The following is a 20695-nucleotide window of genomic DNA, read 5'->3' on the forward strand; positions in this document are numbered from 1 at the left end:
CTGGTTCACTCAATTGACAAAAGGAGAATCTGATGACTCATGAACTTCCCCCTTTACCGTATGCCAAGAATGCATTGGAGCCGCACATTTCAGCTGAAACTCTCGAATATCATTACGGCAAGCATCATCAGACGTATGTCACCAACCTCAACAACCTGATCGGTGGGACCGAGTACGAGAATCTGCCCCTGGAAGACATCATCAGAAAATCCTCGGGCGGCATTTTCAATAACGCGGCTCAAGTCTGGAATCACACGTTTTATTGGAACAGCCTAAAGCCCAACGGCGGCGGAGAGCCTGCCGGCGCATTGGCTGACGCGATCAATAAGGCATTCGGCTCGTTCGACAAGTTCAAAGAAGAGTTCAACAAGTGTGCCGTCGGCACGTTTGGTTCGGGTTGGGCCTGGCTGGTGAAGAATGCGGACGGCGGTCTGGCAATCGTCAGCACCAGCAACGCCGGTTGCCCCTTGACGACCGGCCAAATGCCGCTGCTTACCTGCGACGTTTGGGAGCACGCCTACTATATCGACTACCGCAACGCTCGCCCGAAATACGTCGAGGCATTCTGGAATCTGGTCAACTGGGATTTCGTCGAGAAGAATTTCGGCGCTTAGGCATTCGATAACGGATCGGCAGTTCGTCGATCCGAGTCATTCTGCGAGGCCGTTAATCGTTTCCGATTAACGGCTTTTTTTTCGCATAATCAGGCATTGCGTTTTCATCGGGACGGAATACCGAAACGGCGGCTTTCTCAAAAGCCGGAATATGGGCGATGTCTATCAAGATTTGAATTGCTCGATTCCCGAGTCGACGAATTATTGATTTTTATGCAAATGCGCATAAGCTCGCGTCTACGATTAAATCTAGCTGTGGAATGAAAAACGTCATATCCCTCAATGACCACCGGATGCTTGAATTGATCGAGCCCGGGTTTGTTTTCGTGGGCCTGCTCCGACCGGATGGTGTCTTAGTGGAGGTCAATCGGGCAGCCATCGACAGCATTCGGGCCCGACGAGGTTCTGTGATCGGGATTCCGATTTGGCAAACTCCTTGGTGGAGCCACAACCCTGAACGGCAGGACGAGCTCCGCGAGGCGGTGATTAAGGCTGCCGGAGGCGAAACGGCGCGGTTGATTTCCGCCATTCAGGCCCAAAATATGGCGGTGAGCGTCGATCTGACGATCAGACCCTTTCGTAACGAGGCTGGCGAAGTCCTGTGGCTTTTTGCAGAAGGCCGGGGAGGGTACAACAGCATCCCCGAGGAAATCTTGCTTCGGGAGAGTGAGCTCCGCTTTCGGCAGATTACGGAAAGCATCAATGATGTTTTCTGGATGATGGACCCGGAGCGGACTCATCTACTCTATGTAAGCCCGGCTTACGAGAAAATCTGGGGACGGAGTAGGATTGGCCTCGATAATAACCCGATAGGCTTCTACGAAGCGGTGCATGCGGAAGACCGCGAGCGCGTCGTGAGTGCTCTTTCACGACAAATCCTCGGGAGCTACGACGAGGAGTACCGAATTGTCCGGCCCGACGGAACCATTCGATGGATTCGGGAGCAGGCTTTTCCGGTGCGGAACGAAAGGCAGGAAATCTATCGGGTGACCGGCGTGGCATCCGACATCACCGCCAGCAGACTGGTTCAGGAGGAACTCTATCAACTAAATCGCGATCTGGAGGAGCGGATCGCCGAACGCACCGAGAGGATGCGGATGATGATCGAAACCTCCGCGGAGGCGGTGGTCACCATCGACCAGCATGGCTTCATCGAGGAATGGAACGCCTCTGCCGAACGGATTTTCGGTTGGCCGAGCCACGACGTGATCGGCCGCCGCCTGTCCGAAGTGATCATCCCCCATCGTTACCGGGGTGCCCATGAGCGAGGCATGCAGCGCTTCGTGGCGACGGAGCAGGGTACGATTCTGAATCGGACCATCGAGCTTTCCGCGCTTAACCGGCAGGGCGACGAGTTTCCGGTCGAACTTTCGGTGTGGCCGGTGCGTTGCGGCGATGGTTATATCTTCAGCGCCTTCCTGCGCGACATCACCGGACGGAAAAAGGCTACTCAGGCAGCTATGGAGCTGGCGGAACGGGCTCTTCGATTCCGCTCGGTTCTGTACGATCTGGCACGGACGGACAAATCCGACTTTTCCGCCTCCCTACTCCGCATCCTCCGTTCCGCTGCGAAAACCCTTGACGTTGCCCGCATGGTGTTCGCTCGATTTTGCGGCAACCAGCTTAGTTTGAGCTGCCAGATGATTTATCGGGCGGATCGAGACGACGTGGTTCCCGAAGCGGACTTGGCCAGCTTCACCATGGAGCAGTATCCGCAGTATTTTTCGGCCATCATCTCCAACCGTCCGGTGGTTGCCAACGATGCACGGAGCGATCCGGCGACCGTGGAGTTCAAGGATAATTACCTGGTGCCCTTGGGCATCACCTCGATGCTCGATGTGCCGGTTTGGCTGGACGGGCGGGTGGTCGCGATGGTCTGCTACGAACATATCGGGCCACCTCGGGTTTGGGACTCCGAGGAAATCAGCTTTGCGCTCGGAGTGGCCAATCTTGTGGCGCTAACCTTGGAGGCTTCGAACCGTGCCCAGGCCGAGGCGGATTTGCGGCAGGCTGAGGCCGGGGTGCGCAAGGCACTGATGCGGGAACAAGAACTCAACGAGTTGAAATCCCGCTTCGTGTCGATGACCTCCCATGAATTCCGTACGCCTTTGACGGCGATCCTGTCTTCCGCCGAATTGCTCGAGGCCTATGGGGAACGGTTGAGCACCGAGAAAAAGGGCGAACTGATCGGCATGATCAAATCGTCCGTGAAAAACATGACCCATATGCTGGAAGAGGTATTGTTCATCGGAAAGTCGGACACCGGTCATCTGCAGTTCAACCCGTGCCCGTTGGACGTGGACCAGTTCTGCCAAGAGCTTCTGAAGGAAGTTCGCGCCGGGGTAGGAAAGGAACATCACTTCGATTACACCTCAAGCGGAGATTGTTCGTCGGTAAATCTCGATCCGCATCTGCTCCGCCAGATTCTTCTGAACCTGTTGAGCAACGGCGTGAAATTTTCGCCCAAGGGATCGACGGTGAGCTTGAATTGGCACCGGGAGAACGACGCCATCCATTTTGCGGTGGCCGATCGGGGCATCGGCATTCCGTCGGAAGATCGATCCAATTTATTCAATACGTTTCATCGTGCCCGCAATGTCCAGAATGTGCAGGGGACCGGGCTAGGGCTGGCGATCGTGAAAAAATGCGTGGACCTGCACGGGGGAGAGATCGGCTACGAAAGCGAGGTCGGGAGGGGAACCCGTTTCGTGGTGCGGATTCCGTTCGAGGTTGGGGGAGTTTGATGAAAACAATCTTGGTGGTTGAAAACGAATTGTCGATTCGCCAATTGGTCGTCCAGCTACTGGAGTTGGAGGGCTATTCGGTGCTTCAGGCGGAGAATGGTTTGACGGCCGTCGAGGTCGCCGAGACGGCTATGCCGGACCTCATTTTGTGCGACCTGCTCATGCCGGAATTGGACGGCTATGGCGTGTTGCGCAGGCTGCAGGAAAACCCAGCCACGGCATCCATACCGCTGGTCTTTCTCACGGCCAGCGCAGCCAAAACCGAGCAGGAAAACTGTCTTCAGCAAGGCGCAGCCGGTTTCATGATCAAGCCTTTCCATCATGTCGAATTGCTGGATCTGATCCGCAGTTTTCTTCCCCATTAGCCCCGCCAAGACGATGCAACAGGAAATCCTCGTTGTGGACGACGATCCGTCCCTGCTCAAACTGCTGGCCATGCGGCTCGACTTCGAAGGCTACAAAGTCGTAGAGGCGTCCAGCGGCGAGGAGGCCCTGGTGAAAATGGCGACTCACCAGCCGTATTTGGTTATCACCGATGTCAGCATGGGCGGAATGGACGGAATCATGCTGTTCGACACCCTGAAAAGATCGTATCCGGCTTTGCCGGTGATCATTCTCACCGCCCATGGTTCCGTATCCCATGCGGTTGAGGCGATGCGGCGCGGGGTGTTCGGCTACCTGACCAAGCCCTTCGAAGCCGAGGCGCTGATGGCTGAAGTGCGGCGCGCATTGGGGCAAAGCGGCGGCTCCGGCACCGAGCCGGAGTTTGACTGGGCCACGGCCATCATCACCCGAAACGCCCAAATGGAAGCCGTGTTAACGGAAGCGCGCATGATCGCGAAACACGATGCCAGCGTGCTGATCACCGGAGCTTCCGGAACCGGCAAGGAACTCATGGCGCGGGCGATTCATCAAGCCAGCTCCCGTGCCGGCAAGCCTTTCGTCGCCATCAACTGCGGGGCGATTCCGGAAAATCTGCTGGAATCCGAGCTGTTCGGCCATGTCAAAGGGGCCTTCACGGGAGCCGCCAGAGACCACAAAGGTCTTTTCGCAGCGGCGCACGGAGGCACCGTGTTTCTCGACGAAATCGGGGACATGCCTTTGCCCTTGCAGGTAAAACTTCTCAGAGTTTTACAGGAAAGGGCAGTGCGCCCGGTGGGCGCATTGCAGAGCGCCCCCATCGATGTGCGCATCGTTTCCGCGACCCATCGCGATCTTGAGACTGAAATCGCGGAAGGGCGCTTTCGGGAAGATCTCTACTATCGCCTGAATGTGGTCAACCTTTGCCTGCCCGGTCTCCGCGAACGGTCGGACGATATTCCCCTGCTGGCCAGGCACTTCCTGGTTCGGCTCGCGGAAAAATACGGCAAGACCGTCAACGGCTTCGCGCCGGAAGCTCTGGAACTGCTGTTGACTTGTCCTTGGCCGGGAAACATCCGGCAGCTTCAGAACGCAATCGAAAAAATCGTCGCACTCTCGACCACAGAGATTGTTCCGATCACCCTAGTCCAGCGCGCACTCCAACGCCAGGCCGACGATATGGTTTCGCTGGATGACGCGAAAAAGCATTTCGAGCGCGATTACCTCGTGCGTCTTTTGCGAATCACTCAAGGCAACGTCACCCACGCCGCTCGGATCGCCAAGCGCAACCGCAGCGAATTCTACTCGCTGATGCGCCGCCATAATCTGGAGCCGGCGCAGTTCAAGGAAAGCGCGGAATAGCGCTTTCTTTCGGTCGGTTATGCAAGTTTTGCCCCTTTGCATCGATTGTCTACAACGTCTTTCGATTTGACCGGCTGAACCTCCCGTCAAAGATTCCTCGTCCTTTTTCCTGCCAAGTCAGAGCTATAGCGTTTTCAGTTCTGTTGTACGGGCGGAGTCGCGTGAGGCGCTGTAAACAAAAAGGAAGCCGCCGTTGGCGGCGACTTGTTTGAGAGCGGGTCTCGCCCCGCTGGCGAGATACTTTGCGCGGCCAAAGAAAAGTATCCAAAAGAAAGGCCGCCCGGATGGCGCGCTGATCCTGCGCGTCACCGCCTGGAGCCGGGGGCGACAAAAGGCACGTCCGTGTGCCTTTGTCGCCGCGCGGCTTCTTGGCGATGCTGTCCTGCATCGCGGCGAAGGCCGGGGTTCGCCTTCCTTGGCGAACCCGCTCGGCGGGACGCGTGTTCACCGGACACGCGTCTTATCCGCCGCGCCCCTTTGGGCTATTCCGGCTCCAGGCGGTGATGCTCGGGCTCGCCATACGGGACCATACCGAAAATCCATAGATCAGAATTGAAAAGGCCGATGGCCGTGTCCTGACATCGAACACTGTTGGTTCAAGCTAACGGCAAACAACTGTATATAAATCAGTGCCATAAGGTGCTTTCAACGTAAGGCTGTTGGTGTGTCCCAACAGTGGAAGCCCAGGCTCTTTGCTTCGGCGAGATCGATAAGCATTTGATTATTAAGTGCTATTCACGTTTGGCATGGTTTGTTCAATATGTCGGTCACGGATAGGCAAACCGGCATATCCAGGCAAACCCAACGATTCAATCAAAAGCCAAAACACTGAGGAGATAGCACCATGAGCAAGAAAACCGTTTTCGCCCTTTCCAGCCTCGTTGCAATCGCATGTCTGGCTACCGCCGTCAATGCTCAGACCGATAACCTTTATCCCGGAGCCAATGGCAAACCGTTTCAAGCTTTGCAAGGGCAGGTGGACGATTTGCAGAGCCAGCTGGACCAGGTAAAAGCCTCGCTGCAAGCGCAAATTGACGACGCGAGCGCCAAGATAGTCCTGTTGAGCCAAACGGCCAGTGAACATGAAACCGAACTGGACACGCTGAATACTCAGCTTGACCTGTTACAAAGCCAGTTGGCCACTCTGGAGCAGACCAAGCAGGACCGGATCAGCGGTGCTTGCGAAGAAGGATACGCAATCCAGGAGATTCTGTCGGACGGTACCGCGATCTGCGCTCGCGACGGCGGCAACGGCTTCAAGATCGTGAAAGAGACCTTTAACGTAGTACCCGGCCTATACCTCAATGAGGTCCTGAAATGCCCGGACTCTCACCCGGTCGTTACGGGCGGTGGCTACTACGAAGGCGGCACGGTCAGCGCAGTGGCCAGCATGCCCACTCCGGAGGGGGACGGTTGGACCGTGTACTACGGCGCTATCGTTCCGGGGGACCTCTTGGTGGTTCACGCGATTTGCACGGTGCAATGAACCTTGGGTCGATCGCTTCTTAAGGGCCGGCTTTGCCGGCCTTTTTTCTTCAAGCCTTTTCAATTACAGGTCCGGAGGGAAGGGGACAAACGTCTACACTTAACCGTTGCCTCGTCCGAATCCGCTCAACATAGGAGTTTCGAACGGGGTGTCTGTTAGGATTTTCAATAAGGTCAGCTCATGGCAAAGCAGAATCTGGAAAGTGCGATCAACAGCTCATCGTTCCGTCTGAAAGAAATCGATGAAGGTGCGCTGCGCATCCGGCTGAAGGCTATGGCCCAATTCGTTCAGGAGGCGGCCAGTCTCGCGGAGATCTATCCGAAAATCGAACGGGAGATCCTGTTGCTGCTGCAGGCCGAGCGCATGACCATTTATCAGAGAAGCAAGGACGAGGACGAAATCGTGTCCCGCTTCAAGACCGGCACGGATGTGCGCGAGATCAGGGTGCCGCTGTGCGTCAGTTCGATCGCCGGTTACTGTGCGCTTATTCAGCAGCCCATTCTCATCAGCGACGTTTACGACGATGGGGCGCTTCGCGCGGTCAGCTCCCAACTGCGCTTCGATCGCACCTTTGATCAGCAAAGCGGCTTCAGGACTCGGTCCGTCATGGCGCTCCCGATCAAGGAAAACGACGGCGTCATGCTGGGCGTCATGCAACTGATCAATTGCTCGGATGGCAGCGCTTTTTCCGACCGCGAGTTACAAATCGGCGACTGGATAGCCAGGATCATCGCCGCCAAATTCCGTTCGGACTTGAAAGCGACCGATTCTCCCTATGCCTATCTGATTCAGAACAAAAAGATCACTCAGGAGCGTCTGGATCAGATCTTGGCGAGCGCCGCCGAACGGAAAATTCATCCGAGCCGGTTGCTGATCGAGCAGGGACATGCCACGCCCGAGGAAATCGGCCGTTCCCTCGAGGCGTTCTATCAAATCCGCTATCAGCCTTACGACCCGGTAGTTCGCCCTCCGGAGACATTGTTTACCCGCCTCAACAAGGCTTATCTAAAGCGCGAGCGTTGCGTGCCGCTCGAAGTGGCCGGCAACCGCGCCGTCGTCGCGATAGACGACCCGACCGACCGCCGCCGGATTCTCGAGGTTCAGCGGGCGCTCAAGTGCGAGCACATCGTATTGCGCGTCAGCTTGCCCGACGACATCCTGCGGTTCCTGGGCGAAGCGGATGCCGGTTTTTCCGCCGATATCAACACGCTGGTGGGCCAGCTCAACGCCGAAACCGAGCCCGATCCCGGCGAAGCGGTCGAGCGGGACGCGACGCTGGATGAAAACGCAGCGCCCATCATCCAACTGGTCAATCGAATCATCGCCGACGCGGTGACCATGGGGGCGTCCGATATTCATATCGAGCCGGGCAAGGATCGCATGCCGACCCAAGTTCGGATGCGCATCGACGGGCTTTGCCGGGAGATCCTGCAAATTCCGGCCAGCCACGCCGCGGCGGTCATATCGCGCATCAAGATCATGTCCCGCCTCGATATTTCCGAGCGGCGCAAGCCCCAGGACGGCAAGTGCAAGCTGCGCTTCGGCGGCCGGAACATCGAACTGCGCGTCGCCACGATTCCGACCGTCAACGGCGAGGGCGCGGTCATGCGCGTCCTGGCGGCGGCCGGGGCGCTGCCGATGGAGAAGCTCAATCTGAACCCTGAGAACCTCGAAAACATCAAGCAGCTCGTGTCCCATCCTCACGGCATCTTTCTCGTGGTGGGCCCCACCGGTTCGGGGAAGACCACGACCCTGCACGCCGTGCTGGGCCATCTCAACACGCCGGACCGCAAGATCTGGACCGCCGAGGACCCGGTGGAAATCACCCAGCCGGGGCTTCAGCAAGTGCAGGTCCAGCCCAAGATCGGCTTCGATTTCGCGGCGGCGATGCGGGCGTTTCTGCGCGCCGACCCGGACATCATCCTGATCGGCGAGATGCGCGACCGGGAGACCTCCCACATCGGGGTCGAGGCATCCCTGACCGGACATTTGGTGCTCTCCACGCTGCACACCAATTCGGCGCCGGAAACCGTCACCCGGTTGCTCGATCTGGGGCTCGATCCGCTCAACTTCGCCGACGCGCTGCTCGGCGTGCTCGCGCAGCGCTTGATGCGGACCCTGTGCCCGGACTGCAAGGAGTCTTATCAAGCCGAAACCCGCGAGATCGCGCAACTCCGCCATCTATACGGTGAAGAAGCGTTCGACACCGCCGGGTTGGGGGCGGGCGGTGTCACTCTTTATCGGGCCGTGGGGTGCGAACGCTGCGCGAATACCGGCTATCGCGGCCGCACCGGTATCCACGAATTGCTGGCCGCGACGCCGACCATGCGGGCCCTGGTCTCCCGCAAAGCGACCGTCACCGAAATTCGGGAGTTGGCCATGACAGAAGGCATGAAGACCCTGACTCAGGACGGCGTGCTCAAGATATTGAAAGGGCAAAGCGACCTGACCCAATTGATGCGCGTTACCGGGGGATGAGGTCGCTTGGAGCCCCGATAAACGCAAATTGTTCCGTTCGGATTAATGCGGCGGGACGCGGTTAAGCGTGTTCGGGTTTCTTAAGCGATTCCGCCGCCGGTACTTGATCGCATTCCTTTACGGGATCGCCGTAACGGTGATCTTTCTTTGGTTGCAGTACAGCCGTCTCGGACTGGTTGCCGAGTTGCGGCAACGCCTGGAACTGGTCGCCTATGATCTCCGCCTCGTCGCTGCCTTGACCGATCGAGCCGCCGACGACGTGCCCGTTTCCATCGTCGACATCGACGACACCAGCCTGCAGCGCGTGGGGCGCTGGCCGTGGCCCCGGGCTACCCTGGCCCAACTGGTGGACAGGCTGTTCGAGTCCGGCGTGGCGGTGGTCGCTTTCGATATGGTGTTCGCCGAACCGGAGGGGAATTCGCTGAAAGCCGCGCTGGATCGCGTCATCGAGGCGGACCCGCGACAGGCTCGAACCGTCGAGAAATTGCGGCCGCTGATTTCCGCTACGGACGGCGACCGGCTGCTGGCGGATCGTCTCCGGCAGCGGGATGTCGTGGTCGGCACCATTCTGCATCATCGCGACTTGCCCTCGGTCGGGCGCTTGCCGGCGCCATTGACTACGGTAGCGCCGGAGAATGCGGCCGCTTTTCCCGAGATGCCGCGATTCACCGGCAATATCCCCGAAATCCAGGAGGCAGGCGTACCAGGCGGGTTTCTCACGACGCAGCCCGATTCCGACGGGGTCATCCGACGGACGCCGTTGCTGCTGCGTCACGGCGACCGCCTGTACCCGTCTTTGGCGGTGCAGGCGGCGAGACTCTTGCTCTTGCTGGACGAGAGCGAAGTGGGCGTCGCGACGCAGCAGGTGGGCGGGCGGACCCTGCCCGATGCCCTGGTGCTGGGATCGGCGCGGATACCCCTCGATGCCGCGGGAAATCTCTTGGTGCCCTATTTCGGCGGCTACGCGAGCTTTCCCTATGTTTCAGCCGCCTCGGTGCTGAGCGGCGAGGCCTCACCGGAGCTATTGCGAAACCGGGTGGTCCTGATCGGCACCAGCGCGGCGGGGCTCGCCGATCTCAAAGCGACTCCGGTCAGCCAGACCTTGCCCGGCGTCGAAGTCCACGCCAATGTGATCGCGGGGATCGTAAAAAACCGTTTCCTGCAGGAACCGGTTTGGATGGACGGCGTGAATTTCCTGGTGCTGGCGCTGGCGGGGCTGATTCTTTCGGCGACTTTGCCGGTGCTCAGCGCCTTGGGGGTGGTCGTCGCGACGCTGGTCGCCTTGATGCTCGCCGGTTCCGCGAACCTCTGGGCTTGGCATCGGCACGGCTTGGCTCTGGGACTCGCCATGCCTAGCCTCGAGATTGTGTCCCTGGGTATCGTGAACCTTCTCTCCGGCTATCTTGCCGAGAGCCGCGCCCGCGATCGGCTCAAATCCATGTTCGGGCAGTATGTGCCGCCGGAGTTGGTGGAGCGGATGAACCGCAATCCGGAAAACTACAGCAACGACGGCGAGACCCGCGAATTGACCGTGCTGTTCGCCGACGTGAGGAATTTCACCACCATCTCCGAAAGCCTTACGGCGGCCGGCTTGAAGGATTTGCTGAACCGGTTTCTTACCCCGATGACCGAAATCATCTTTCGCCACCGCGGCACGATCGACAAATATGTGGGCGACATGGTGATGGCGTTCTGGGGAGCGCCGGTGGAGGACTCCCGCCACGCCGTCCATGCCGTGGAAGCCGCCTTCGCGATGCTGGCGGCGGTGGAGCGCTTGAAACCCGAATTCCGGGCGCTGGGGCTGCCCGAGGTCAATATCGGCATCGGTCTCAACACCGGTTTGATGAGCGTGGGCGATATGGGGTCGGCTTTCCGCCGCGCCTATACGGTGCTCGGGGACTCGGTCAATCTGGCGTCGCGCCTTGAAGGGCTGACCAAATTTTACGGCGTATCGCTCGTGGTGGGCCCAAAAACCCGCGAGTCGGCGGACGGATTTCTTTATCGCCGGCTGGATTGGGTTCGGGTAAAGGGCAAGCGGACGGCCGTGGAAGTTTTCCAGCCGGTCTGCCGGAAGGAACGGGCCGATGCGGCGATACTGGAAGAACTGGAACGCCACGAACGCGCATTCGCCCATTACCTCCGTCGGGAATGGGACGATGCCGCGCGGCTCTTCGAAGACCTCCAGCGCCGCTCGGCCTATCCCGATCTCTATGCCATGTACCTGGCGCGAGTGGCGTCGCTTCGCGTCGTATCGCTTCCGGAAGACTGGGACGGCGTGTACGAACGCCGCCAAAAATAACCGGAACGCTTCTCAGAATCTGTTTGAAAACGTCGCGAGCCCGTTCAGGACAAGGCGCGAAAGGCTAAAAAACCGAAGTGTACACAGAGTACATGAGGATTTTGAGGCCTTGAGCAACGCCGTCATGGACGGGCGCAGCAGTTTTTCAACAGCTTCTCAGCAATTTCCTCCGGGACATTGCACCAGGAAAACGCCCTCCACGTGCCGAGCCGGATTTCCGCTCTGCTCGAGGTCGAACAAGCCGCCCGCCGCCTGCGCCCGATCGCCTACCAATATGGTGCCGATGTCCGCATTCACTCCCGGTACACCGTTGACGGTGCTGACGGATGCGGTCGCGGGGGACTTGTCGATGTCGATGACCGGGCCGATGATTTTTCCGGCAAAACGCACATCCCAGGCGTCGGCGTTGTAGATTTGCATGCGCCCGTTGGTGACTTCGCCGCTGCCGAAGTTCACGTCCATGCTGAACAGGAAGTTGGCCGGGTTCACCATGCCGCCGCTGCCGCCCCCTTGCGCCATCAGGACTTGGTTGTACGTCACCGTTCCGGTGAGATTCCGGATGGCTTCGATCGGGGTGGGGAGCGCGGTGATCCAAAACGCCGGACGGTATTCCTGTGCGATCTTGGCCGGATCGTTGAGGTCGAACTGAATCTCGATCGGATTGACATTGCCATCCCAGACACCCCATTGCACCGGGTATTTATCGCTGGAATTAAGGCCGACGATTGCGGCTCCTCCGCGGCGGATGACTTCGACGATCGGCTCGGTCACGAAGCCGGGTTCGCCGGGGGCGAAACTGTTGTCGGCGAATATGGGATTGCCGTCGGCACCCGGAGTCGCGTAGCCGCCGCGGAACATGTCGAAACCCATGCCGCCGAATACGATTGCGCCGATCCGTGTCATGGCCAGCTTTTCCGCCTCGGTAAGCCTCGGGTCATTAGCCAGGGCGGGGGGCAAGGTGGCTAGGGATGCGATGGCGGGCGTTATGGCCTCGGTTACCGGATCCGGGGTCAGTTGCCGATCCGATCCCGTGAAGCCGGCTATACCGGTAGTGGTGTTGGCGGGATCAGCCGAGGATAACGGATTGGTCCGCTGAGGAACGGGGCTCGAATCGCTATTGGCCACGAGTACCGTGGTGGGTTGGTCGGCCGGAGGTGGATCGGTCGATTCGCTGGCTAGCGGCTGGGTATCGCTGGTATCGCCACCGTCATCCTGATCGTCGCTTGTTTTTGCCTCGGTTTCGCCTTCTTCGACCGGCGCGGCGCGGCTTTGGCCTTTGGCGACCCGGTCGCTCTGGAATGCCGCCGGCGGTTCCAGCAGGCCCGCGGGCGCAACGTCGGGGCCGTTGACGCGGGCGAAATTGAATTCGCCGCCGGTCCCGAGGGATATCTCGCCGCCGCCGTTCCGGACGTCAATGCCCCCGTGCCACACGGCGACGCTCAAATCCCTGCCCATGACGGCGCCAAAGTGAGTGCCGCGGACGCCGATCGTCGCAACCGGGGTATTGAGGCGATGAGACGGGGGCGATTTCTGGGCGATGGCGCCGGTGATCACGCGCAGGCCGCCCTTGACCAGAGTGCTGACGCTCTTATCGGAACCGGCTCCTTGCTCTTCGAAACGGAATTCGTCCACTTTCAGTTCGGATTCGGCGGCCAACGCGACCAGCGCACCGTCCAGAAAGCGGACCTGGGCTTCCGATCCGGTTCCCGTACGCAGGGCTTCGCCCGTGTAGAATTCGGAGCGGCGCTGCAGTGCGCGCGGAGCCGAGCCCGGCTTGACCGCCTCCAGACTTCCCGAAACGAGAATCACCTTGCCGGCCGGTTGCGTGCCGGACGCCGGATCGGATCGGGCATCCCGCGGCTGAAGCAGCGCCAGAAACGCCAGAACGATTGTTGGGAGCAGCGTTCGGACATCCGGCGAGAGTACGGGCTTAGTCGAAGCGATAGCGTACGCCGAAGCGTGCCTGATTTCGATCATATTCATAAAGTTCCAGCGTCGAGTTGTTTTCCGCCATTTCCACTTCGAGCCGCATGTCGAAGCTCTTGCTAATCAGCCAGTCCCAGCCCAGCAGGACCTGAACGTAGGTCTCCTCCCGGCGATCCACGAATACCGGATCGTCCGCATGATGCCGGGCAAATTGCCAGCCGGCGAAACTGTAGAAAATATGGCCGTCAACCGGCCTCCATTGCACCTCTCCCCGCACGCCGGCGTAGCCGCGGCCGAAATGCTCTCCTTCTTCGCGGACTTCGAACTCCTTTCCGAGGTAAGCGCTGAGCGAGGTGGTCAAACTGTCCTTCCACCACAAGCCGGTCAGGGTTTCGCCCACCAGCAGCAGATCGACATCCCGGATACCCTGTCCGTCATAGCGGATTACGCCGGTTTCGACGAACGTCGTGGCATTGTCGGATGCTCCGTCGAAGAAGTGGGTCCATTCGAACCCGGCCGTGCCCAGGGTGCGGAAATCTTCGGCGTTCAGAAACACCCGCTGGAATTGGACGGGAACGCGAAACCGGTCGCGCTCGCGCAGCCACATATATCCGCCGCCAGCTCCGACGGTGAGCGCATCCAGTTCGTTGGAATCGAAATTGTCGTGATCCCGCACGCCGGCCTGGAAGTACACGCCTCGCTTTTTACTTAGCGCATGTTGCACCTGACCGCTGACGGCGACCTCGAAAAAGCCGTCCTCTTGCTGACGGCTCGAATCTCCGAGAAGCAGCACTCCAAGAGCCGGAATGGCGACGCTGGTAAGGTCGGTGGATGAGTTGATGTTGGTGTCGTAGCCGACCGAAAGCTCCGCAGCGCCGCTGAAGCGGGTCTGCTCGAACTGGCTGCGCCGATCGATTTCATCCAAAAACTGCTGGATGCGGGCGGCAACATTGGGCGGCGGCTTGCGGTCTTGTACAGCGTGAAACTGAGTGGCCGCTGATTGGTATTCGCCGAGCGCAAAGTAAGCGCGGCCCAATTCCAGCCGCGCGCGGTCATTCCAATCCTGCATCAGCAGGACGCGCTCCAGCGGAAAGACCGCCAAGTCCGCCCGTCCCGTGGCCAGCGCCGCCAGGGCATAGCGAAAGTCGAAAACGGGATCGCCTTCCTCCTGAACCGCCCGGCACTTGGCCAGCTCGAACGCTTCCGCCCCTTTGCCCTGTTCGAGCAGCGCATCGATGTCGACGGAAGTATCCGCAGCCGCGGCCGGGATCAGCATGGCCAGAAATAAGCCCAGAAACTGTTTGTACATGGTGAGTAATGGTGATGAGGCGCCGGTGCCGGCGAAAACTTTTTTGGCTTTAAGCATAGAAGCGATACGGAAAACCCCCAAATTCCGTGACGCACTTCTCATTTTCAGATTCCGTCGGGGAAACGAACATGTCCGGGCCGGGTCAAACTGGCCGTTGACAATTACGTAGTCCTACGTGTGATATGTAGCTTTCGGCCCTTGCTCCTCCCCGTTCCGAGACACCCATGACCGTAAAGCTGAAACCCGTGGTCCTATTGATATTGGCGGCAGTCCTAGTAGCAGGCTGCGCTACCCGGTCACCTGCCAAGCCGCCGAAAAAAATCGGCAAGGCCAATGTCGCTCATCCGGCCCGGTTGCCCCGGAACTCATCTGAACAGGCCGCGGCTGCGCCGCGCATGCCCGAATCGTCCTACCGTTCGGTCCGCAGCGGTTCATCGGGCGGCGGTTACTACAAGGTGTCCCAAATCACCGGCGATTACGCCGGCTACCCGGAGTTGCAACAGTTCATCGACCAAATGGTCAGCCGGCACGGGTTTTCCCGCGAGTATCTGAACGGCGTGTTTTCGCAAGCCAAGCGCAAGCAGTGGACGCTCGATTACCTGGGCAAAGAGTCCAGCGCCGCACAGCCGCGACCAGGCGCCTGGTCGCGTTATCGCGCCAAGTTTCTCACCGAGAAGCACATTTCCAGCGGAGTCGCCTTCTGGCGCCGCTATGCGTCGGAGTTGAAACGCGCCGGCGCGCTGTACGGCGTGCCGCCCGAGTACATCCTCGGGATCATGGGGGTGGAGACGATTTGTGGCGCCAATATCGGCAACCATCGGGTGATCGATGCGCTGACCACGCTGTCGTTCGACTATCCGCGCCGCGGCGAGTATTTCAAGACCGAGCTGGAGAAGTTCCTGCTGATGGCGCGGGACGAACGGGTCGATCCGTCCTATCCGGTGGGCTCCTATGCCGGCGCGATGGGCCTCGGCCAATTCATGCCGAGCAGTTTCCTGCAATGGGCGGTGGATTTCGATCACGACGGCCATCGCGATCTGTGGAACCCGGTGGACGCCATCGGCAGCATCGCCAATTATTTCGCGGCCCATGGCTGGCAGCCGGACGAGCCGGTGGTGACCGCGGCCCGGGGCAGTATCATGGCCAGAAATCTCGAATCCGGATTCGATACCCGCTATTCGCTGGCGGCTTTGACCAGCTACGGAATTCAACCCGTCGCCGCCTCGTTGGGCCGCGACTCCACGGTGCGTTTGCTCCGCCTCAGCGGCAATTCCGGCGACGAATACTGGCTGGGCCATCAGAACTTTTACGTGATCACCCGCTACAACCACAGCACTCACTACGCCATGGCCGTGCATCAACTTGCGCAGGCGATCAAGCTGCGTTATTTCGAGAGTGTGGCTCTATTGCAGTAATGGGGGCCGTGCCTTTGAGTCTCCTACCGCTCTTATGACGGTATTTGCCTAGAAAAAAGCCCGCACGAAGCGGGCTTTTTTCGTCTGAGCCAATAGCGGCGCACGGCCTGAACGGGGGAGTGTTAAAACGTGATCTTCCCGTAAACGGTGGCATAGGGCGAGTTATCCCGCAGCCGTTTGTAGGTGACTTGCGGATACCAGGTTCCGCTTTTGGTGGGTAAGATCGTCAGCACATCGAACCGCTGACCGGGGGAGACGTCCACGCTGGTCACGGTTTTCGGGGTCGGGAGGGCTCGCCCGTCCTGGACGTAAATCGTGAAGGATTTGAGGTTTCCGGCGCTGTCCTTGATGGCGAAGGTGCTGTTGGTGGAGTGCAGTCCGACGAGCCGCAGCGCCACTTTTTTCGATGTCGCCGCAGTGAGTGATAAAGCCGGTGCGGACGTGGTTTTTCCTTCCTTGCCGTCGATCAGGAAATACTGCGGATTGTAATCGCCGAATACCGTCGAATCGCCGGTCACCGTGTGATAGGCCGGGTCCACCGTGCCGAGCACGTAGATCTGCGAGTAGTTGTAGGCGCTGGCCGGATTGGGGGTGATCTGGTTGAGCAGGTTGCCGGCGGCATCTTTGGGCCGAACGACGATCGCGCCGTACATGCCCATTTCCAGATGTTTCACGGTATGAACATGGCAGTGGTACATGTAGGTGCCTTCATGTCCCGTTTGCGGCGTCCAGGTGTAGGTATCGCCGTTCACCTTGTTGTTGTTGGTTTCCGGCACGCCGTCTTCGGAGGTGGGCACGTCGGCCCCGTGCAGATGGATGGTATGGCCGTTGTAGGGGGCCGCTTCCTGGGGCGTCATCATGTTGATCATCAGCGACAGATTGAGCGTATCTCCCGCGCCCAGTTCGATCGCGGGGCCCGGCGACGTTCCGCCGCCCATCATGCCGCCTCCGCCCATTCCACCCATGCCGCCACAGTCGCCGAAGCCCCAGAAGCGCACCGATTGGCCGCTGAGCGATTTGCTCAGCGAGCTGACGCAAAAGCTGCGATTGATCGTGGCGGCTTCGGCACCCGTACCGAAACCTAGCAGGTCGACGCCGAGCAGCAAAGCCAGCGCGAGTTTTTCGTAGTTTCCGATCGACATAAATCTTGGTCTCCGTAATCAGTGCATCATGATCATGGTGCTGACGCCGTTGAGATAGACGCCATTTGCCGTTTCCATCTGCGAGGTGTGGTTGTGCATCGGGTAATGCCCCGGCTGATTCAGATAGAACAGCACATCCGCAGTGGTCATGGGCGGCACGTTGATGGTGTCGAGCTCCTGATACGGGCTGGACTGACGCACGCCGTTGCTCGTCAAAACCTTGAAGTGGTTAGCGTGGAAATGCAGGGACTGGCTGTACTGCCCGGCGTTGATGATGCGCACCAAGGCCGTCTCGCCGACCATGCCGTCGATGGTCGTAGCGGCGTCCATCATCCCGTCGAATCCGCCGAGGCCGTTGATGAGAAAGTGTGTGGGTTTGTAGACCGCGGTATCGACGGTGCCGCCCAAGCCGGCGACATCGTTCCAGCGCGGCTTGTCCATGTCGCTGACCACCCAGGTGCGTTCGAAGGTGTAGGCGGGACCTCCGGTCCAGGCACTGTTGCTGCCGTCCGCCGGCCGGACGACAAAGGCGCCGTACAAGCCCATCTCCCGGTTCACGTTGTTGTTGAGCGTGTCGGAATAAAGATACGTGCCAGCGCTGGGTGCGGTGAATGAATAGATTTTGCTGCCGCCGGGCGGGATGGCCGAAAGATCGGTGCTGACCCCTTGAATCACCAGGTTATGGTCCAGCGAGTGATTGTTGACGACGGTCAGGTTGACGGTATCGCCTTCATAGACCGTCAGGGCCGGACCGGGTATCTTCGGACTGGCAGCCTGGTCGCCATAGCCCCAGACGTTGACAACGGCGCCGCCGGCACCATTGATGGGCCAGGTCCCGGAGGAGACGTACAGTGTGAAGTTTTGGGTTGCCGCTTCAGCCTGCCCGAACAAGGCCGCGAGGCACCAGGGCAAGACATGTCTTAGTTTTAATGGTTTAGTTTTTTCCACGTTTTACACTCTTTATGGAGGATTAATAGCCGAGCGATTCATTCCGGGGCTAAAGCCCGGGTTGGATGAATTGCTTGGGACGAGCTCTGAGAAGATTCGCGAGGGCGGATCAGGCTGACCTGCGAATGCCGGCGGCTAAAGATGGCAATTTGCAGGCCAGCGGAAGAGGAAAAGTAGATCAATGGCTTGCGATCTTGTGCCGGTTTCCGGTGCGGGAAATGCCGTGTGTGATGCGGCAAAAAGCTCAGCGCGGGCGTCGGCGTTATTCGGCGGAAACTACTGTGAGAATTGTCGCCGAAGATTGGCCTTGATCGTCGACAACGCGGACTAGATAACGGCCCGGCCGCCCAGGCCACAGGACCGTATCGCCCTCGCCCACGTATGCGTCGTCGACGAACCAGAACAAACGATGGCGGCCGCCGGAACCGACGGCGGAGAATTCGATGGCGTTTCCGCCTTCGGCGCGAGTCGGATAGGTCATGGCCGGCTGCGGGGAGACGATGGTGGGCGGATGGGCGCCCGAATCGCCACCGGCCAAGTCTTCGCAGGGCCGCTCGAAAGGCGGCGGGGCATCTCTGCGCACCCCGGCCAGACGGAACAGTTCGAGCACATCTCCATCCCAGAACTCGGCCACACGGGTTTCCCCCCGCTCCTCTTCGCCCCGGCACAGCCGCAGGCCGCTGGCCGGATCGACGCGGATTTGCCGATGCACCGTACAGGTCTTTACGGGCGAGACGCCGGGGATGATCCAGCCGGACTTGCCATGGGGACACCAGGGTGAGCGCAGGGCTCCGGAGAGGGGGCAAATCTCCACGCGTTTCAATCCCGGCGGTGGCGTGGGTCGGGCCCCATCCGTCGAACGTTCCAGGCTAACGGCTTCCAGGATGCCTAACAGCAGAGGCCCGGCCAGCTCCCGTCCGACCAGTTGGCGATTGGGCGTGCCGTCGAAGTTGCCGATCCAAACGCCGGCCAAGAGGTTCCCCATCAATCCTACCGCCCAAGCATCCTTGAGACCGGAAGAGGTGCCGGTCTTCCAGGCGACGGGCATATCGTAACCGAAGGATCGCACGCCGAAGCTACGTTGCGGGCGCGGATTCGCTTCCAGCATCTCCCGGACCAGGAAAGCCGCTTCCGGCGAGAGAAGACGTCGGTTCTCCGGGGTTTTCGGTGCAGACATGCTCGGAGCTTTTGAAAGATCCGTCGCGCAGTAAGTTTTTTCACAAGCTCTCAGCCAGCGCAGGTCCCGGTATTCGCCGCCATTGGCCAGCAGGCCATACAGGACGAGCAATTCTTCCATAGATATTTCGGCCCCACCCACGGCCAGGGTCAGCCCGTAGTAGGATTCCTCTCTCGGCAGGCGCAGTCCCGCCTGGCGCAGAAACTGGAACAGGGTCGGCTTTTGCAGCCGGGCCAGCAGGGCGACGGCTGGGATGTTGCGGCTGCGCACTAATGCTTCGGTCGCGGACAGTGGACCGTAATAATTGCGCTCGAAGTTCTCCGGCTGGTATTCGCCTATTCGCAGCGGGGCGTCCTTGAGCAGGGTGTCCGGCGTGATCAGGCCCTGATCTAGAGCCAGCCCGTAGATGAAGGGTTTGAGGGTCGAACCGGGCGATCGCCGGGCTTTGAGGCCGTTGACGAAGCCTTGGATACGGGCGTTCAGATAGTCGGCTGAACCCGCATAACCCAGCACCTCCATGGAGGGCGCATGAACCAACATGGCTGTCGCGTTGACGATGCCTTGGGTCCGGTGTTGGCGGATGAAGCTCTTCAACAGATCTTCCGTCAGACCTTGTACCGTCGGGTCCAGAGTGGAAGGCAAGATTCCTTTGCCAGGGAACAGTTCGTGCAGGCGCTCGGCGAAATGCGGCGCCCTAAGCGGCAATTCCTCCCGTTGCCGGAACCACAGCCGTTCGATGCCGGGATCGTCGCCGTAAGCGATCCGCCAAGCCTGTTGCAGAGTCTGCCTGCCGTCGGTGGTAAACGGCGCGCGCAGTTTGGGATTTTGCGGGATTAGCGCGAGGGCGCGGGCCTCGTCCTGGGAAAGTTCGGCGGCGGGCTTGTGAAAATAGATCCGGGCGGCGGCGCCGACGCCTTCGATGTTGGCGCCGTAGGGAGCGAGATTTAGATAGGCTTCCAGCAATTCGCGCTTGGAAAAATGCCTCTCCAGCCAGAGGGCGTAGCCGATCTGCCGGAGCTTTCCGGAAAAGGTGTGGGTCCTGAGGCGCCAGCGCTGACGGGCCAGTTGCATGGTCAGGGTGGAGGCGCCCATCCGTCGATCCCCGGCAACGAAACTGCGCCAGGCCGCCCGGGCCAGGGCAAAGGGGTTGACGCCGGGGTGGATGCGGAACCAGCGGTCCTCGTAATTCAGCGTCGCTTCCTGAAGGGCCTCCGGTATCTCCTCGAGCGCAGTCCACAGGCGGTATTTCTCGTCGGAGGTCAAGCTCAGGCGCAGCAGCCGTCCGTTCCGGTCGGTCACCGCGTAAGACCCGTTCGCCCGGTTAACTAAAAGGGGCGGCGGAACCGACCCTATCAATGCCCACCCGAGTACCAGGAGCAGGCACAGACTCGTCGCGCTCCATCCGAGTTTGGCTAATCTCGAAAGTTCGGATTTC

At 59.8% G+C, this 20695-nt stretch carries 14 protein-coding genes; 9 read left to right on the forward strand and 5 right to left on the reverse strand.

Features of this window, described 5'->3' with window-relative positions; all coding sequences use genetic code 11:
• Window positions 1-32: 32 nt before the first annotated feature.
• The 8 genes from sodB to VEB01_RS13375 all read left to right on the forward strand — a co-directional run bounded on the left by sodB (window position 33) and on the right by VEB01_RS13375 (window position 11343).
• Complete coding sequence (sodB, locus tag VEB01_RS13340) at window positions 33-614, forward strand: superoxide dismutase [Fe] (protein WP_324876211.1); 582 nt, start codon at window positions 33-35, stop codon at window positions 612-614.
• A gap of 260 nt (window positions 615-874) precedes the next feature.
• Complete coding sequence (locus VEB01_RS13345) at window positions 875-3358, forward strand: PAS domain S-box protein (RefSeq protein WP_324876212.1); 2484 nt, start codon at window positions 875-877, stop codon at window positions 3356-3358.
• Entirely contained in the window at window positions 3358-3723 is a 366-nt protein-coding gene (locus VEB01_RS13350; RefSeq protein ID WP_324876213.1) for a response regulator, read from the forward strand. Before VEB01_RS13345 ends, VEB01_RS13350 begins: the two co-directional genes overlap by 1 nt.
• A gap of 13 nt (window positions 3724-3736) precedes the next feature.
• A complete protein-coding gene (locus VEB01_RS13355) occupies window positions 3737-5080 on the forward strand; it encodes a sigma 54-interacting transcriptional regulator (protein ID WP_324876215.1) in 1344 nt (447 codons plus the stop codon).
• Window positions 5081-5424: 344 nt separating this feature from the next.
• Window positions 5425-5625, forward strand: a complete 201-nt coding sequence (locus tag VEB01_RS13360) for a hypothetical protein (RefSeq protein WP_324876217.1) — start codon at window positions 5425-5427, stop codon at window positions 5623-5625.
• 299 nt (window positions 5626-5924) lie between these two features.
• Window positions 5925-6566: a hypothetical protein gene (locus tag VEB01_RS13365; protein WP_324876219.1), complete on the forward strand. Its 642-nt coding sequence runs from the start codon at window positions 5925-5927 to the stop codon at window positions 6564-6566.
• Window positions 6567-6746: 180 nt separating this feature from the next.
• Complete coding sequence (locus VEB01_RS13370) at window positions 6747-9044, forward strand: GspE/PulE family protein (protein WP_324876220.1); 2298 nt, start codon at window positions 6747-6749, stop codon at window positions 9042-9044.
• A gap of 67 nt (window positions 9045-9111) precedes the next feature.
• Window positions 9112-11343: a CHASE2 domain-containing protein gene (locus VEB01_RS13375; protein ID WP_324876222.1), complete on the forward strand. Its 2232-nt coding sequence runs from the start codon at window positions 9112-9114 to the stop codon at window positions 11341-11343.
• A gap of 156 nt (window positions 11344-11499) precedes the next feature.
• Here VEB01_RS13375 and VEB01_RS13380 read toward each other — a convergent pair whose 3' ends face one another.
• Window positions 11500-13320: a FecR domain-containing protein gene (locus VEB01_RS13380; RefSeq protein ID WP_324876224.1), complete on the reverse strand. Its 1821-nt coding sequence runs from the start codon at window positions 13318-13320 to the stop codon at window positions 11500-11502.
• Window positions 13274-14680 carry a tetratricopeptide repeat protein gene (locus VEB01_RS13385; RefSeq protein WP_324876226.1) on the reverse strand — a complete coding sequence of 469 codons (1407 nt, stop codon included), beginning with the start codon at window positions 14678-14680 and terminating at the stop codon, window positions 13274-13276. Before VEB01_RS13385 ends, VEB01_RS13380 begins: the two co-directional genes overlap by 47 nt.
• Window positions 14681-14802: 122 nt before the next feature.
• On the opposite strand from VEB01_RS13385, the gene mltB reads away from it, so the two are divergent.
• On the forward strand, window positions 14803-15993 hold the full coding sequence (mltB, locus tag VEB01_RS13390; RefSeq protein ID WP_324876227.1) for a lytic murein transglycosylase B: 1191 nt from the start codon (window positions 14803-14805) through the stop codon (window positions 15991-15993).
• A 122-nt stretch (window positions 15994-16115) separates the two neighbouring features.
• On the opposite strand, the gene VEB01_RS13395 is transcribed toward mltB, so the two are convergent.
• From VEB01_RS13395 to pbpC, 3 genes are all read right to left on the reverse strand, one after another.
• Window positions 16116-17135, reverse strand: a complete 1020-nt coding sequence (locus tag VEB01_RS13395; protein ID WP_324876229.1) for a multicopper oxidase domain-containing protein — start codon at window positions 17133-17135, stop codon at window positions 16116-16118.
• An 18-nt stretch (window positions 17136-17153) separates the two neighbouring features.
• A complete protein-coding gene (locus VEB01_RS13400; RefSeq protein WP_324876231.1) occupies window positions 17154-18083 on the reverse strand; it encodes a multicopper oxidase domain-containing protein in 930 nt (309 codons plus the stop codon).
• Between the two features lie 262 nt (window positions 18084-18345).
• The gene (gene pbpC, locus VEB01_RS13405; RefSeq protein WP_324876233.1) at window positions 18346-20616 is read right to left on the reverse strand and encodes a penicillin-binding protein 1C; all 2271 of its coding nucleotides are present in this window, start codon (window positions 20614-20616) and stop codon (window positions 18346-18348) included.
• Window positions 20617-20695: the final 79 nt, after the last annotated feature.

The sequence above is a fragment of the Methylocaldum sp. genome (assembly GCF_035627495.1).
Taxonomy (GTDB): Bacteria; Pseudomonadota; Gammaproteobacteria; order Methylococcales; family Methylococcaceae; genus Methylocaldum.

What these genes read in the sequence shown, in the direction of transcription:
- VEB01_RS13385 (WP_324876226.1), bottom strand. Translation starts at nt 14,680, where the DNA reads ATGAGAAGTGCGTCACGGAATTTGGGGGTTTTCCGTATCGCTTCTATG.
- VEB01_RS13350 (WP_324876213.1), top strand. Translation starts at nt 3,358, where the DNA reads ATGAAAACAATCTTGGTGGTTGAAAACGAATTGTCGATTCGCCAATTG.
- mltB (WP_324876227.1), top strand. Translation starts at nt 14,803, where the DNA reads ATGACCGTAAAGCTGAAACCCGTGGTCCTATTGATATTGGCGGCAGTC.
- VEB01_RS13345 (WP_324876212.1), top strand. Translation starts at nt 875, where the DNA reads ATGAAAAACGTCATATCCCTCAATGACCACCGGATGCTTGAATTGATC.
- VEB01_RS13395 (WP_324876229.1), bottom strand. Translation starts at nt 17,135, where the DNA reads ATGTCGATCGGAAACTACGAAAAACTCGCGCTGGCTTTGCTGCTCGGC.
- VEB01_RS13380 (WP_324876224.1), bottom strand. Translation starts at nt 13,320, where the DNA reads ATGATCGAAATCAGGCACGCTTCGGCGTACGCTATCGCTTCGACTAAG.
- VEB01_RS13355 (WP_324876215.1), top strand. Translation starts at nt 3,737, where the DNA reads ATGCAACAGGAAATCCTCGTTGTGGACGACGATCCGTCCCTGCTCAAA.
- sodB (WP_324876211.1), top strand. Translation starts at nt 33, where the DNA reads ATGACTCATGAACTTCCCCCTTTACCGTATGCCAAGAATGCATTGGAG.
- VEB01_RS13365 (WP_324876219.1), top strand. Translation starts at nt 5,925, where the DNA reads ATGAGCAAGAAAACCGTTTTCGCCCTTTCCAGCCTCGTTGCAATCGCA.
- VEB01_RS13370 (WP_324876220.1), top strand. Translation starts at nt 6,747, where the DNA reads ATGGCAAAGCAGAATCTGGAAAGTGCGATCAACAGCTCATCGTTCCGT.